General features: G+C 64.4%; 14 protein-coding genes. 8 read left to right on the top strand and 6 right to left on the bottom strand.

Annotated elements, in window-relative coordinates:
• Together AB7F49_RS25950 and AB7F49_RS25945 are read right to left on the bottom strand one after the other, a co-directional pair.
• Positions 1-683: SDR family NAD(P)-dependent oxidoreductase (locus AB7F49_RS25950; RefSeq protein ID WP_428527774.1), on the bottom strand; the 683-nt coding region annotated here is incomplete at its 3' end.
• Positions 684-740: 57 nt separating this feature from the next.
• On the bottom strand, positions 741-1,439 hold the full coding sequence (locus tag AB7F49_RS25945) for an alpha/beta fold hydrolase (RefSeq protein WP_428527772.1): 699 nt from the start codon (positions 1,437-1,439) through the stop codon (positions 741-743).
• Positions 1,440-1,605: 166 nt separating this feature from the next.
• Between AB7F49_RS25945 and AB7F49_RS25940 the strand changes: the two genes are divergently transcribed.
• From AB7F49_RS25940 to AB7F49_RS25915, 6 genes are all read left to right on the top strand, one after another.
• On the top strand, positions 1,606-2,718 hold the full coding sequence (locus AB7F49_RS25940) for a 5-methyltetrahydropteroyltriglutamate--homocysteine S-methyltransferase (RefSeq protein ID WP_428527770.1): 1,113 nt from the start codon (positions 1,606-1,608) through the stop codon (positions 2,716-2,718).
• Positions 2,715-3,911 carry an FAD-dependent oxidoreductase gene (locus tag AB7F49_RS25935; protein ID WP_428527768.1) on the top strand — a complete coding sequence of 399 codons (1,197 nt, stop codon included), beginning with the start codon at positions 2,715-2,717 and terminating at the stop codon, positions 3,909-3,911. Before AB7F49_RS25940 ends, AB7F49_RS25935 begins: the two co-directional genes overlap by 4 nt.
• Positions 3,912-4,097: 186 nt before the next feature.
• The gene (dctP, locus tag AB7F49_RS25930) at positions 4,098-5,225 is read left to right on the top strand and encodes a TRAP transporter substrate-binding protein DctP (RefSeq protein WP_428527766.1); all 1,128 of its coding nucleotides are present in this window, start codon (positions 4,098-4,100) and stop codon (positions 5,223-5,225) included.
• A gap of 167 nt (positions 5,226-5,392) precedes the next feature.
• Positions 5,393-5,920, top strand: a complete 528-nt coding sequence (locus tag AB7F49_RS25925; protein WP_428527764.1) for a TRAP transporter small permease — start codon at positions 5,393-5,395, stop codon at positions 5,918-5,920.
• Positions 5,917-7,233, top strand: coding sequence for a TRAP transporter large permease (locus AB7F49_RS25920; protein WP_428527762.1), 1,317 nt, complete (start codon positions 5,917-5,919; stop codon positions 7,231-7,233). The genes AB7F49_RS25925 and AB7F49_RS25920 overlap by 4 nt, the downstream gene beginning before the upstream one ends.
• Positions 7,234-7,458: 225 nt before the next feature.
• On the top strand, positions 7,459-9,240 hold the full coding sequence (locus tag AB7F49_RS25915) for an SLC13 family permease (RefSeq protein WP_428527760.1): 1,782 nt from the start codon (positions 7,459-7,461) through the stop codon (positions 9,238-9,240).
• On the opposite strand, the gene AB7F49_RS25910 is transcribed toward AB7F49_RS25915, so the two are convergent.
• The 4 genes from AB7F49_RS25910 to AB7F49_RS25895 all read right to left on the bottom strand — a co-directional run bounded on the left by AB7F49_RS25910 (position 9,237) and on the right by AB7F49_RS25895 (position 12,553).
• Complete coding sequence (locus tag AB7F49_RS25910) at positions 9,237-10,184, bottom strand: sensor histidine kinase (protein WP_428527758.1); 948 nt, start codon at positions 10,182-10,184, stop codon at positions 9,237-9,239. The genes AB7F49_RS25915 and AB7F49_RS25910 overlap by 4 nt on opposite strands.
• A 134-nt stretch (positions 10,185-10,318) precedes the next feature.
• Positions 10,319-11,317, bottom strand: coding sequence for an alpha/beta hydrolase (locus tag AB7F49_RS25905; RefSeq protein WP_428527756.1), 999 nt, complete (start codon positions 11,315-11,317; stop codon positions 10,319-10,321).
• Between the two features lie 52 nt (positions 11,318-11,369).
• Positions 11,370-12,008: an NrsF family protein gene (locus tag AB7F49_RS25900; protein WP_428527754.1), complete on the bottom strand. Its 639-nt coding sequence runs from the start codon at positions 12,006-12,008 to the stop codon at positions 11,370-11,372.
• Positions 12,005-12,553 carry a sigma-70 family RNA polymerase sigma factor gene (locus tag AB7F49_RS25895; RefSeq protein ID WP_428527752.1) on the bottom strand — a complete coding sequence of 183 codons (549 nt, stop codon included), beginning with the start codon at positions 12,551-12,553 and terminating at the stop codon, positions 12,005-12,007. Before AB7F49_RS25895 ends, AB7F49_RS25900 begins: the two co-directional genes overlap by 4 nt.
• 214 nt (positions 12,554-12,767) lie before the next feature.
• Here AB7F49_RS25895 and AB7F49_RS25890 point away from each other — a divergent pair, with 214 nt between their 5' ends.
• Entirely contained in the window at positions 12,768-13,049 is a 282-nt protein-coding gene (locus AB7F49_RS25890; protein WP_428527751.1) for a DUF2282 domain-containing protein, read from the top strand.
• Positions 13,050-13,143: 94 nt separating this feature from the next.
• Positions 13,144-14,010 carry a DUF692 domain-containing protein gene (locus AB7F49_RS25885; protein ID WP_428527780.1) on the top strand — a complete coding sequence of 289 codons (867 nt, stop codon included), beginning with the start codon at positions 13,144-13,146 and terminating at the stop codon, positions 14,008-14,010.

Genomic DNA, 14,010 nt, shown 5'->3' with positions numbered 1-14,010 from the left:
GTTTCCGCGATCTCTTCCGGGCGCGCATGGCGGCCCAGCGGAATCATGCCGTTGATCATGGCGGTGGCGTCGGTGCCGATGGCCTGCCCGATGCGCTCCTCGATATCGCCCTGGAAGGAATTGTCCACCGGACCGGGCGCCAGCACGTTGCAGCGGATGCGGCGCGCGGCGGCTTCCTTGGCCACCACCTTCATCAGGCCGATCACCGCATGCTTGGAAGTGGCATAGCCGACGATGGCGGGCGCCGAGCGCACGCCCATGATCGACGAGGTGATGATGATCGAGCCGCCGTCATTCATCAGCGGCAGCCCGTATTTGCAGGACAGAAACGAGGCCCGCACGTTCACCGCCATCACCCGGTCGAACAGATCGTCAGGATAGTCCGTCACCGGCGCAATGGCGCCGCTCATCCCGGCGTTGGAAACGATCACGTCGATCCTGCCGAAGCGCGACACCGTCGCTTCGAGGTAGTTTTTCGTCGCATGGCTGTCGGCAACATCGGCGGCGAACGCGTCGACATGGTCCGGCACGGGGAACCCGCGCACCGATTTTGCAAGCTGCGAGGGGTCGCGGTCGACCAGCATCACCCTGCCGCCTTCGGCTGCGAACAGTTTCGCGCTCGCAAGCCCGATGCTGCCAGCCCCGCCGGTGATCACGCAGACCTTGTCTTTCAGTTTTGCCACTGATCCCCTCCCTTGGTCATTCCGGGACTGGCCGAAGGCCAGAGCCCGGAATAGCCATCAGTCCATCATCCCCCGCAGAACGTCCCGCAAGTCTGCCGGGCAGGTGATGTGCGGATTGTGACTCGCATCCATCTGCGCATGGCGCCAGCCCTCTGCCCTGGCGCGGTCCGCGAACTGCCGGAACACATCCTGCGGCGCGATCCGCGTGCAATAGACGTAACTGCGCACCGGCAGCGGCCGGGCGGACAGCGAAAGCCGCTGCTCGAAACATTTCATCGGCTGCGGCAACCGCCGTGACGCGGCCCATTCCACATAGTCCGGCGGTGTATCGGGCGGCATCGGATTGGACGGCACGCGCCAGCCGTCGCCCGCCGCTGCGCCCGCCCGCATCCTGGCCTCGGTCTCCGGTCCCACGAGCTGGAACAAACTCTGTCCATCCTTCGGCGCGAACGCATCGAGATAGATCAGTTTCGCAACGCGGCCCTCGGCGCGATCGGCAACGCCGGTCGCGACCATGCCGCCATAGCTGTGGCCGATCAGCACGACATCGCGCAAATCTTCATACTGGAGGACGCCCAGCACATCGGCGATATGGGTATCGAGATCGACCTCAGGCGACGCGAGATGGGCGCGCTCGCCGAGCCCGGTATAGCTCGGCGTGAATACGTCATGCCCGGCCTCGCGCAGCAGCGGCCGCATCTTCTGCCACGCCCAGGCCGACGACCACGCGCCATGTGCAACAACGATTGTGGCCATGGTCCCCCGCGAGTTCACCCGCTTGCCGCCCAGCGGAATGTTGCGGCGATTGTCATCAAGTCGAATGGAAAAGCAAATCCAATCACACCCGACCTGTCGACGCACTGGTTGCCACCTGCCGGCCGCCGCGCTAACCAGCAAGAAAAGACCAACGGAAACGCTCGCAATGTCATCCCGCACACGTCCGCCGTTTCGCGCCGATCACGTCGGCAGCCTGCTGCGTCCCGCTGCTCTCCTGACGGCGCGCGAGGCTCGTGCACGCGACGCAATTTCTGCGGAGGATTTGCGGCGCGTCGAGGACGAGGCGATACGCGAGGTGGTCAAGCGCCAGGAAGATATCGGGCTGAAGGCCGTCACCGATGGCGAATTCCGCCGGATCGACTGGTTCATGGATTTCAAATATTCGATCGGCGGCATCGAGAAGCTGACCGAAACGGTCAAGGTGCCGTTTCGCAGCGCCGCCGGTGCGCTCGATTTCGAGTTCGTGGCCTATCGCGTCCATGAGCGCATGCGCCTTGACGACACGATTTTTGCGGAGGATTTCGCCTTCCTGAAATCGGTCGCGACGACGGCGGTGCCGAAGCTCACCGTTCCCTCGCCGTCCATGATGCATTACCCGGCCGGCCGGGGTGTCGACCGCAACGTCTATCCGGACTGGGAAATGTTTTACGACGATCTGGCTGCGATCTACCGGCAGCAGATCGCGGGGCTGGCGTCTCTCGGCTGCACCTATCTGCAGCTCGACGACACGTCCCTCTCCTTCCTGAACGATCCGGCGCGCCGCGCCATGCTGGGTGAAGGCGCCGAGACCCAGCACCTGCGCTACATTCAGCTGTTCAACGACTCGATTGCCGACCGCCCGTCCGACATGGCGATCTGCACCCATACCTGCCGCGGCAACTACAAGTCCGGCTGGATGGCGGAAGGCAGCTACGACCATGTCGCGGAGGCGCTGTTCAGCGAGCTCGATGTCGACGGCTTTTTCCTCGAATTTGACGATGAGCGGTCCGGCGGCTTCGAACCGCTGCGATTTCTGCCGAAAGGCAAGATGGCGGTGCTCGGCCTCGTCACCACCAAGTCCGGCAGGCTGGAAAGCAAGGACGACCCGAAGCGCCGCATCGACGAAGCTGCCAGATTCGTCCCGCTCGAACAGCTCTGTCTGTCGCCGCAATGCGGCTTCGCCTCGACCGCCGAAGGCAATCTGCTCACCATCGACGAACAATTTGCCAAACTGAAGCTTGTGGTCGAGACCGCGAGCGACATCTGGGGGACCGCATGAGCGAGCGTTTCAACGGCGTCGTGGTCGCTGGCGCGGGTCCGGTCGGACTCGTCGCCGCGCTGAAAATCGCACGTGCGGGAATTCCGGTTCTGGTGCTGGATTGCGAACCGGACATCGTTCAATGGCCGCGCGCGATCGTCTATCACGCGCCGACCGTCGAGATGCTCGACCGGCTCGGTCTGCTGGAAGAACTGAAGGTCGCGGGCATCCTGAAGCAGGACTACCAGTTCCGGACCGTGGACGGCGAGATTCTGGCTGCACCCCATATGTCCGTTCTGACACCGGAAGACACGGCCTATCCGTATAACCTGCACATGCCGCAGCACGAGCTTGCGAGCGCGATCCTTCGCAATTTCCTGACCATACCGGGCACGGCGGTGCGCTGGACCACGCGGGTCATGGACGTCACCCAGGATGGCGACGGCGTGACGCTGACGACCGAGACCGGCGGCGATACGCAGCAACTGCGCTGCGATTGGCTGGTGGGCGCGGACGGTGGCAGCAGCACGGTGAGGCGCGCGCTTGGCCTGGCGTTCGAAGGCTATACCCATCCGGAACGGCTGGTCTCGACCAACCTGCGCTACGACTTCGAGGCGCGCGGCTTTGCGCGGGCAAATTTCGTGATCGATCCGGTCTATTGGGCCGTGATCGTCAAGATCGACCGCCACGGTCTGTGGCGCATCACCTATGGTGAGGATTCCGATCTGCCGGAAGAAACCGTGCGCGAGCGCATCGCGGATCATTATCGGGCGATCCTGCCCGACGACGGGCCCTACGAACTGGAGGCCTTCGCTCCATTCCGCGTGCACGAGCGCAGTGCGGTACGTTTCCGCGCCGGCCGAATTCTGCTCGCGGGCGATGCCGCCCATGTCTGCAATCCTTATGGCGGCCTCGGACTGACGTCCGGCCTGCTCGATGCCGATCTTTTGGGCGATGCCCTGCCGGCAGTCATCAAAGGCGCGGCCGGCGCCGATCTGCTCGACCGCTATGCGCAGGAGCGACGGCGCGTATTCCTAGAGGTGACCGCCCCCACCGCCGCGGAGAACATCCGCCGGCTGAAGGAAGCCGATCCGGAGAAAAAGCGCGCCGACAACGAGCGCTTCCGGAAATTGCGGGACGATCGGCAATTCCAGCGCGAAGCGTTGACCTTCACCTACAAGCTGGTCGGCCGGCCGATCGGGCTGCCGCAGTGAATGCCTTCACGCCCCATGCGTTTCGTTTCCTTGCCCGGCAAGGGGCGCATGACGGGGCGTGGGCCTGCGCCCCGGCCGCTTTTGCTCAGACTTTGTTCGCGATGGCGATTGAATTGTTGGACCTCAAACTATAGCCTGCGGATCAAGACCGACGCTCCAAGCTCGGCAAATCACAGGGAGGAATGAATGATCGCCTATCGTTCGATGACGTTGGCCGGAACCGCGCTTGCGGCCGGACTGCTCGCGGCGCAACCCGTCGCGAGCCAGGAATTCGTCTTCGGAAGCTGGACACCGGCCAAGGAATACCAGAACCAGGTATTGCCCGGCATGTTCAAGGAAATCGAGGATGCGACCAAGGGCGCCGTGAAATGGAAACTCGTTCCGGGTGCCCAGCTCGTCGACGGCAAGACCACCTTCACCGGGGTAAAGGACGGGCTGATCCAGGCCGGTCTCGCGATTCCGACCTACGTGCCGAACACCGTGCCGGCCATGTTCATGATCTACTCGACGGTGGTGCTCGGTCATAACGACGTGGTGGCCGCGTCGGGCGCCGCGCTCGAGACCATGTATTTCAACTGCCCTGAATGTCTCGATGAGATCAAGAAGCTCAATGCCGTCGCGCTCGGCGGCTGGACCTCATCGGCGTATCTGCTCAACTGCACGACGCCGGTGAAGTCGCTCGCCGATCTGAAGGGCAAGCGTATCCGCGCGACCGGCGGCAATGCGGAGATGTTCAAGATGGCGGGCGCAGTGCCGGTCGGTGCGACGCTCGCCGAGGCCGTGACCCTGCTGCAGCGCGGCGGACTCGACTGCCAGCACGGCATCGCCGACTGGATGCGCACCTTCGGTTACGCCGACTTCGCCAAATACGTGGTCGACATGCCGCTCGGTCTGACCGGCCCGGCGCTCGGCTTCTACATGAACCGCGACGCCTGGAACAAGCTCACGCCCGAACAGAAGAAGCTGCATCTCGACAAGGCCGTTTGGCTCAGCGCCAAGATGGCCATCGGCAACTTCCTCATCGCCAACGAAGACGGGCTGTCCTCCGTCGTCAAGAACAAGGGCGTGCAGGTGATCAAGCCCGACGCCGATTTCGAGAAGGTCGTCACCGAATACCAGAAAGTTCAACGCGCCAAGAACGTCGAAACCGGCAAGAGCTTCGGCCTGAAGGACCCCGGCGCGATCATCGACGCCTACGAGAAGAACATCGAGAAGTGGCGCAAGCTGTCGCCGGAGATCGGACGTGACATCGACAAGTTCGTCGCCGCGTTGAACCGCGAAATCTTCTCCAAGCTCGACGTCAACAAGATGTAGTCGTCATTGCCGGGCGAATGCGCCGAGCAGGGCGAACTAGCCCGGCAATCACCTTCTTCGCATGATGATGAACCCCCGGGGCATAGGCAAGCGAAGCGACGCCGTCCTTCGTACGTCTGTTCCCGGGGGTGACTGCAGAGACATCACGTTCCGCCCGGCATCACCGCATGGATCGCCTCGTCAAGTGGCTTGAATGGCCGATCCAGCTGTTTCTCTGGGTCGCGCTGGTTGCCGGCTTTCTGATGATGCTGCATGTCAGCGCCGACGTGACCGGCCGCTATTTTTTCGGCAAGCCGATCGAGGGCACCACCGAGGTGGTGTCGGCCTATTACATGGTGATCGTGGCCTATCTGCCCTGGGCCTATCTCGCGAAAAACGACACTCACATCAGGGTCGACATCTTCACCCGGCTGATGCCGCGGGGCTTCGCTCACTGGCTCGACATCGCAGTGAAGATCGTTGTCCTGCTTTATCTCAGCGTCTTCATCTACCAGACCGGCTCGCAGGCGATCGGACAGACCCGCATCCATGAAGTCTGGCAGGCCGGGACGACGTTCATTCCGGTCTGGCCAAGCCGATGGCTGCCGCCGGTCGCCGCCTCGCTGATGGCGCTGTATCTGGTCGTGAAGACCATCGACGACATCGTCAAGGGTCCGCAGCCGCAGCCTCCCCATCCCGTGGAGGAAGGCGCGTGAGCACGCTGCAGGTCGCAGGCACCAGCATCGTCATGATGCTGATCCTGATCGGGCTGCGGGTGCCGATCGGCGTCGCCATGGGCGGCGTCGCCTTTCTCGGCCTGTGGTATCTGCGCAATTTCAATGTGGCACTCAGCGTATTGCGCGACACGCCCTTTGTCTTCGCGGCAAATTGGGACCTGTCGGCGATCCCGATGTTCCTTCTGATGGGAGCCATCGCGTCGAATTCCGGCATCGGTGCAGCATTGTTTCGCGCGGCCTATGCCTGGTTCGGAAGCCTGCCCGGGGGACTGGCGGTCGCGACCAACTGGGCCTGCGCGGGCTTCGGCGCAGCGTCCGGCTCAAGCATCGCGGCGGCGGCGGTGATGGCGCGGCTCGCCGTACCGGAAATGCTGAAGAACAAATACGACAAGGCGCTCGCGACCGGCGTCTGCGCCTCCGGAGGTACGCTCGACGCGCTGATCCCGCCCTCGATCCTGTTCGTGGTCTATGGCGTGTTCGCGGAAGTCTCGATCGCCAAGCTGCTGCTCGCCGGCATCCTGCCCGGCCTGCTGACGGCGGGCGTCTACATGATCATGATCGTGGTGCGATGCTGGCTCAATCCGGCGCTCGGTCCGCCGGTTAATTTTTCGAGTAATGACGAAAAGTGGACGGAGCGCTGGGCCTCGCTGCGGGAGATCTGGCCGATTCTCGTCCTGATCGTCGCGGTGATGGGCGGACTTTACTGGGGCGTGGTGTCGCCGACCGAATCCGGCGCTGCCGGTGCTCTGGTCGCGATCATCATCGGCGTCGCCCAGCGCAAGCTGTCGCTGCGCGGCTTCATCGACAGCTTCAAGGATGCGATCGGCACCACCGCGCAGCTGTTCTTCATCGGTATCGGTGCGGTGATCTACACCAAGTTCCTGGCGCTGTCCGGCAGCGGCGTCCTGTTCACCGAGCTGGTCGGAAGCTGGGCGGTCGACCCGCTGCTGCTGGTGATCGCGGTATCCGGCATCTATATCGTGCTCGGGATGTTCCTCGATCCGCTCGGCATGATCCTTCTGACCATCCCGGTCTTCGTGCCGATGTTCGCAGCCCTCGATCTCGATCTCGTCTGGTTCGGCGTGCTGGTGGTGAAATTCATCGGGATCGGGCTGCTCACGCCGCCGGTCGGCTTCAACATCTATGTCGTGTCCGGCGCGCTCAACAACCAGATCCCGCTTCCGACCATCTTCCGCGGCTGCTACTGGTTTCTGGCCTGCGAGGCGGTGATCATGGCGCTGCTGATCGGCTTTCCGCAGATCTCGCTATGGCTGCCCAACAGCATGAACTGATGCCGGCCGGGCGCGGGAACCCGGCGCGGGTTGCGGCGTTACAACCCGCCCGCCCGGACCGAGTGGAGCGGATTTGACATTCGTTTCCCACCAGCCGTGCCTCTGCAGGCGAATGTCAAATCCAATGCTCCACTGCAATCCGATCTTCGACAATGGTCCCTTGATTCCCACATTCGCGAGGAGCCTGCCGGGAAGCGATGCGAATGCCGGAATCGGACCAATAAGATGACGACTCCCCAAGTCCTCGCCTTCGCCATCCTGGCGGCCATGATGGCGCTGTTCGTGTGGGGGCGGCTGCGCTACGACATGGTCGCGGTGCTGGCGCTGCTCGCGGGCGTGGCCGCCGGCATCGTGCCGACCGACAAGGCGTTTTCCGGATTTTCCGACGACATCGTGATCATTGTCGGCAGTGCGCTGATCGTCAGTGCAGCGGTCGCGCGGTCCGGCGTGATCGAGACCGCCTTGCGCCCGATTGCGCCATGGCTGACCACCCCCTCGATCCAGATATTCATGCTGACCGCCGTGGTGGCGGCGCTGTCAGGTTTCGTGAAAAACATCGGTGCGCTCGCGATGATGATGCCGGTCGCGTTCCAGCTCGCGCGCAAGACCGGAACGCCGCCGTCGGCCATGCTGATGCCGATGGCGTTCGGCTCGCTGCTGGGCGGCATCGTCACGCTGGTCGGCACCTCCCCGAACATCATCGTGTCGCGCGTGCGCGAGGAAATCCTCGGCACACCCTTCAGCATGTTCGATTTCGCCCCGGTCGGCGTCCTGCTCGCGATAGGCGGCGTGGCGTTTCTCGCTTTCGGCTGGCGGCTTCTTCCCGAGCGCAAGGGTGCGGCGACCATGGATGCCGCGTTCAATCTGGAGGACTACACCACCGAAGTTCTGGTACCGCAGGAATCGGAATTCGACGGCAAGAGCGTCAAGGATCTGGAGACGCTCGGCGAAGGCGAGGTCGAGGTCCTGGCCATTCTGGGAAGGCCCGGGCGCAATTCGCAGCCGAACGGCAACACCAAGCTGCGCAGCGGCGACACCATCATCCTTCGCGGCGAACCGGCGGCTCTGGAACGGGTGGTGGGTGCGGCCAAGCTCACGCTTGGAAGCGACAAGGTCAGGAAGGAGACCGACACGCCGACCGACGACGTCGGCGTCATGGAAGCGATCGTTACGCCGGACTCCGCCCTTGTTGGCACCAGCGCCTCGCGCATGCGGCTTTACGACCATTATCAGGTCGATCTGCTTGCGGTCAGCCGGGCGGGCCGGCGCATCTCGCGCCAGTTGCGCTCGGTGCGTTTGCTGGAAGGCGATGTCATCCTGTTGCGGGGCGACCTGAAGGCCATGCCCGAGGCGCTCGGCGAATTGCGCCTGCTGCCGCTCGCCGAGCGCGGGCTGGCGCTCGGCCGGGGCCGGCGGAGCTTCGTCCCGGTCCTGATCCTGGCCGTCGCAATGCTTCTGGTCGCGTTGCATCTCGTGCCGGTTGCTCTCGCATTCTTCGCCTCAGCGGCGCTGATCGTGCTGTTCAAGGCAATTTCGCTGCGCGAAGCCTATGACGCGGTCGAGTGGCCGATACTGGTCATGCTGGGGGCCCTGATCCCGCTTTCGGATTCGCTGCGCACGACCGGCGGCACGGACGTGATCGCCAATTGGCTGACCGCCGTGGCCGGCGCGCTGCCGCCCATCGGGACGCTGTCGCTGATCATGATTGCGGCCATGGCAGTGACGCCGTTCCTCAACAATGCCGCAACCGTGCTGGTCATGGGACCGATCGCAGCCACGTTCGCCACCAGTCTTGGGCTGTCGCCCGATCCGTTCCTGATGGCGGTCGCGATCGGTGCGGCCTGCGACTTCCTCACCCCGATCGGACACCAGTCCAATACGCTGGTGATGGGCGCCGGCGGTTATCGCTTCACCGATTACTGGAAGCTCGGCCTGCCGCTTTCGGTCTATGTCGTGCTCGCCGGCGTGCCGCTGATCGCATTGTTCTGGCCGCTCGCCCCGCGCTAGCCGGCCGGCGTTCGGCCGTGGGGAATCTGCAGCCGGCATTCGAGGCCTTCGGGCGGAAACGCGGCGTCGACCCTGCCGCCAAGACTTTTCATGCAGCCGACCACCAGCCGCGTCCCGAAGCCGCGTTGTTCCGGCGGCGATGCGGGCGGCCCACCGCGTTCGACCCAGTCGATCCTGAGCGTCGCATCCTCGACGGCCCACGAAATGTCGATGCGGCCTTCGGGACGCGACAGCGCCCCATGCTTGATCGCATTGGTGACGAGTTCGTGGAACACGAGCGACAGGTTGCGCGCGCCATCCGCCGGCAGGATCACTTCCCCGCCGCGCAAGGTGGCGCGGAAATCGCCGAATGGCTCGAATTTCGCCTGGATCAGTGTGTGCAGGTCGGGCTGCAGATTGGCGGCATGGCTGATGATGTCGTTGGTCGACGATACCGCGCGGATGCGGCCGGTGATCACCTTCGCGGTCTCCGGATCGTGCGCAAGCGTCTGCAGCACGATGGATTCCACCACGGAAAACGTATTCTTCCCGCGATGCTCCAGCTCCCGCACCATCAGATTCTTCTGCTTCTCCTGGGCCCGGTAGCGCGCCACCAGTCCTCGATAGGCATATGCGACAACGATCATGAGCAGGCAGGACAACGCAAAGAAGACGCTGTTCAGGACTTCGAGCCGCGTGACCGGTCCGGAGGGGCCGAACAGCGGTATCACCGTGACGATGGACAGGAGCGTTGCGAAGATCGCGGCCTGCGCACCGGCCCACAGCGCCACGACCATCACCGCCGGGAAATGCGCCGCGAACAAAACGAGGTGCGGATCCAGCAGGCCCAGCAGGTAGCGGGTCACGGTCGCGATGGCGATGCAGAGCGCAGCGAATAGAAAGGCGCCCGCGGAGCCGGGTGCAAGAGTGCGGTCGGTCAGACTGCGCAGCCAGTCGCCCGGCATTCTGGTGTCCCCCTGCGCGACTTTACCAGCCGCAGCAGGGTCGTGGCATTATCGAAAAGGCGCAGTCCCGGGTCGACCTTGTGTCAAACGACACATGCCGGCGCGCAGCCGGTTCAATCACACCATCAAGGAACCTAGGCCGGCGCGAGCTTCATTTGATCGAGCGCGGCGCGGCCGAGCTGGCCATAGGGGTTCGCCATCGTCTCGATGAACTCGAAGTGGTTGTAACCTTCGCCCTTGATCAGTTCGACGGTCTTGCCGGCCTTCTTCGCCGCATCGGCGAAGTCGCGGCTCTGACGCTGGAATTCCGGCGTCTCGAGCGCGCCATAGGCGACCACGACAGGAGCGTTGAGCCTGTCCAGATGGCGCTGCGACGACAGAGCATGCTCCATCGCATCGGTGAACTTCACGTAGCTCGAGCGCGCCGACATGCGCACCGGCTTCAGGTCATACATGCCCGAGACCAGCAATCCGCCCTTGATGACATCCTTCGGCAGGCCGAAATCCTTCTCCCAGTCGGTGACCATCACCACGCCGCCGAGATGCCCGCCGGAGGAATGCCCGGACAGATAGATGCGGTCCGGATCGCCACCGAAGGTTGCCGCGTTCCTGTAAATCCAGGCGACGGCGCGGCGGCACTGCTCCGCCATCGGCATCAGGTCGCCGTTCTTCTCGGTGACATTGTTGAAATCCACCGCGATGTAATGCGCGCCGGCATTGACGAACATCTCGGCCGGAAACGCGTAATATTGCGCGAGTTCGGCGCGCCAGGCACCACCATGCAGGAACACGTTGATCGGCGCATTCGGCTTCTTGGTCGCGAACAGATCAAGGCCCTCGATCGGCGTCGGGCCGTAGCTCAGCCGCTTCGGTGCGGCAAGCCGCGCGCGCGTCAGATCGCTGTTGGTGCGGTACCGCCCGACGATCTGCCGGATGTTGGGAGCGTATTTCGCCTGATCGTAGGCATCGTCGAGCGCCTTCTGGTCCATATCGAGCCAGACCGGCGGACCTTTCGGAACGTCGGCTTTCGGCGCTTGCGCCTTTGCTTGCGAGGCGGCGACGACGCCTCCGGCGGTTGCAGTCATGAACGTGCGGCGGCTCAGCAGCTTGAGTTGTTCGGCGTTGCGCAACATGACGATCTCCCGGCTGACAGTCCAGCGGGATTATCGCGCCTTGCTCATGCCTCTACCAGCGCAAGACGCGCGAGCCTGCCATGGCGCCGATCCCGGTCGCGATCGCGATTGCAAGCGTGAACCAGGCGGCAACGAAAAGCGGCGAATCGTCGGGGCAATGCGCGATATAGAGGCTCGCGGCCAACGCACCCGAGAGAAGTCCCGCACCGGCGCCGGCAAGCATCGGCCGGGTCGGCGCGCCATAGCGCAGGCCAAACAGCAGCGCCGCCAGAATTGGCAGCGACAGCAGCACCATGTTGAGCACGCACATATACCAGTGCACGCCCGCGAGCTTCACCAGCCATTCCGCGCGCGGCACCTGCGTCAGTTCGACCGCTACCGCCGAAACCATGATCGCCGGAACCGCCGCCGCGACCAGCAGAACATGTCCGAGCGGCGCACCCGGCTTGGCGAGCCGCAGCACGACGATCGCGGCGGCGACGACCAGAATGCCCATTTCGATCGGCTTCAGCACGAACGGAAAGGACTGGATCGCCTCGCCGAGATTGGGACGCAGCGGTACGAGCCACGAAAACAGCAGCATCGAGAGCACGAAGCCGGCCGCGCCCGCGAGCGCAAGCGCCTGGCCCGGCGCGGGCCCGGCGGGCTCGCGGTCGGCGGCAAGCGCGCGGATAAGATCGTCCGTCTTCATGTCTCGCCGCGATGGCGCTTGGCCAAAGCTCCCAGGCCGCGATGCAGCGCCACCCGAACGGCGCCCTCGCTCATATTGAGGCTCTGCGCCGCCACCGCAATCGAGACACCGTCGATCGCGATGGCCCGCACCACCTTGCGCTGGCCCTCCGGCAGAGCCTCCAGCGAGCGAGCGACGTCGCGTTCGTTCACCGTCTCCGGCTCGGCCGCAGCCGGCAGCATGTCCTCGAAATCCTGAATCGGCAGATCGGTGCGCCGGCCCCGCCGGCGGGCGGCGTCGACGATCTTGTAGCGCGCGATGCCTGCGATCCACGGGCCGATCGGCCGGGTCTCGTCCCAGGTCTGCCGCTTCAAATGCACCGCAATCAGCACATCCTGCACCACATCCTCCGTTTCGGCCGGATTCGCACCGACACGATAGAGCCCGCGACGCACAAGAGGCCGCAACGCCTGCGCCATGTCGCGCAGGCAGCGTTCATAGGCCGCTCCGTCGCCGGCCCGCGCCGCGCGCATCAGTTCCGCCCATTGCGCCTCGCGATCCTTCAAGCCGCTCTCTTCCCTGTTCTGTTCGGGACCGCACGGCGCCTTGTTACAGGTCCGTCACAACCATCACGGCCAAGTGAGAGGCGGCCCGCCAAACACAAGCCCGTGAGCGCGTAACACGGGTCCGACCGCTTGCGAAGCTTGCGATAGGGTCGGAGGTCCGACCGCGCCGCGCGTCAGGCCGGCGGAAAACCCTTCTCAGTCTGGAGGATAGGCCATGAATACCAGGTTTGCAGCCGCAGCCCTTGCGGGCTCCTTTGCCGCGGCTCTCACGCTCGCAGCCGCCCCCGCGGCCGCGCAGAAGAAGGACGAACAGGAGAAGTGCTTCGGAGTCTCGCTCGCGGGCAAGAATGACTGCGCCGCCGGTCCCGGCACCACATGCGCCGGAACGTCCAAGGTCGACTATCAAGGCAATGCCTGGAAGCTGGTCCCCAAGGGCACCTGCACCTCGATGACCACGCCGAAAGGCAAGGGCTCGCTCACCGAGATCAAGAGCTAATGGTCCATCCTTTCCCTCCTCCTCGCTCGCGGGGGGGGAGGGAAAGGAAGCGGTCCGCCCGCATTCCCCTGAATTTGGCATGCCTCGTCACCCCATGATCCGCACCTCCCTCCCCGCTTCGCCCGGCATCGGCTTCAAGCCGCAGCATTTCGAGGCGATCATGGCCGAACCTCGGTCGATCGGCTTCGTTGAGGTCCATGCGGAAAACTACATGGGCGCGGGCGGCCCTCCCCATGCGATGCTGCGGCAATTGCGCGAGCGCACCGCGCTGTCGGTCCACGGCGTCGGGCTTTCGATCGGCTCCGCTGGCCCGCTCGACACCGATCACCTCGCCCGCTTGAAAGCGCTCTGCGACCGCTACCAGCCGGAGAGCTTCTCCGAACATCTCGCCTGGTCCTCGCATGGCGATGTCTATCTCAACGATCTGCTGCCGCTGCCCTACACGCAGGAGACGGCGGACCGCGTCGTCTCGCATATCGATCAGGTCCAGCATGCGCTGCGTCGCGAAATGCTGCTGGAGAATCCGTCGACCTATCTGCAATACGTGGAGAGCACGATTCCCGAGACGGAGTTCCTTGCGGAGATCGCGCGCCGCACCGGCTGCGGCCTGCTGCTCGACGTGAACAACGTGTTCGTTCAGGCGAACAATCACGGCACCGCGCCGCTGGCCTATCTCGACGCGTTTCCGCTGTCGCTCGTGCGGGAAATCCATCTCGGCGGCCATGACGTGCAAAGCGACGAGACCGGCGCACCGCTTCTGATCGACGCGCATGGCACGCCGGTCGCCGATGCGGTCTGGGCTCTGTACGATGCGGCGATTGCCCGCACCGGTCCGCTGCCGACCTTGATCGAATGGGACAACGACGTGCCGGACTGGCCGGTGCTTGCGGCGGAGGCGCGCGCTGCCGGCGCGGTGCTGGCACGCCATCGAGACGCGGCGCGCCATGGGGAGGCGGCCTGA

This window comes from Pseudorhodoplanes sp., from assembly GCF_050250235.1.
Taxonomy (GTDB): Bacteria; Pseudomonadota; Alphaproteobacteria; order Rhizobiales; family Xanthobacteraceae; genus Pseudorhodoplanes.
The sequence above is the reverse complement of the archived record's forward strand: the minus strand, read 5'-3'. Positions and strand labels throughout refer to the sequence as shown.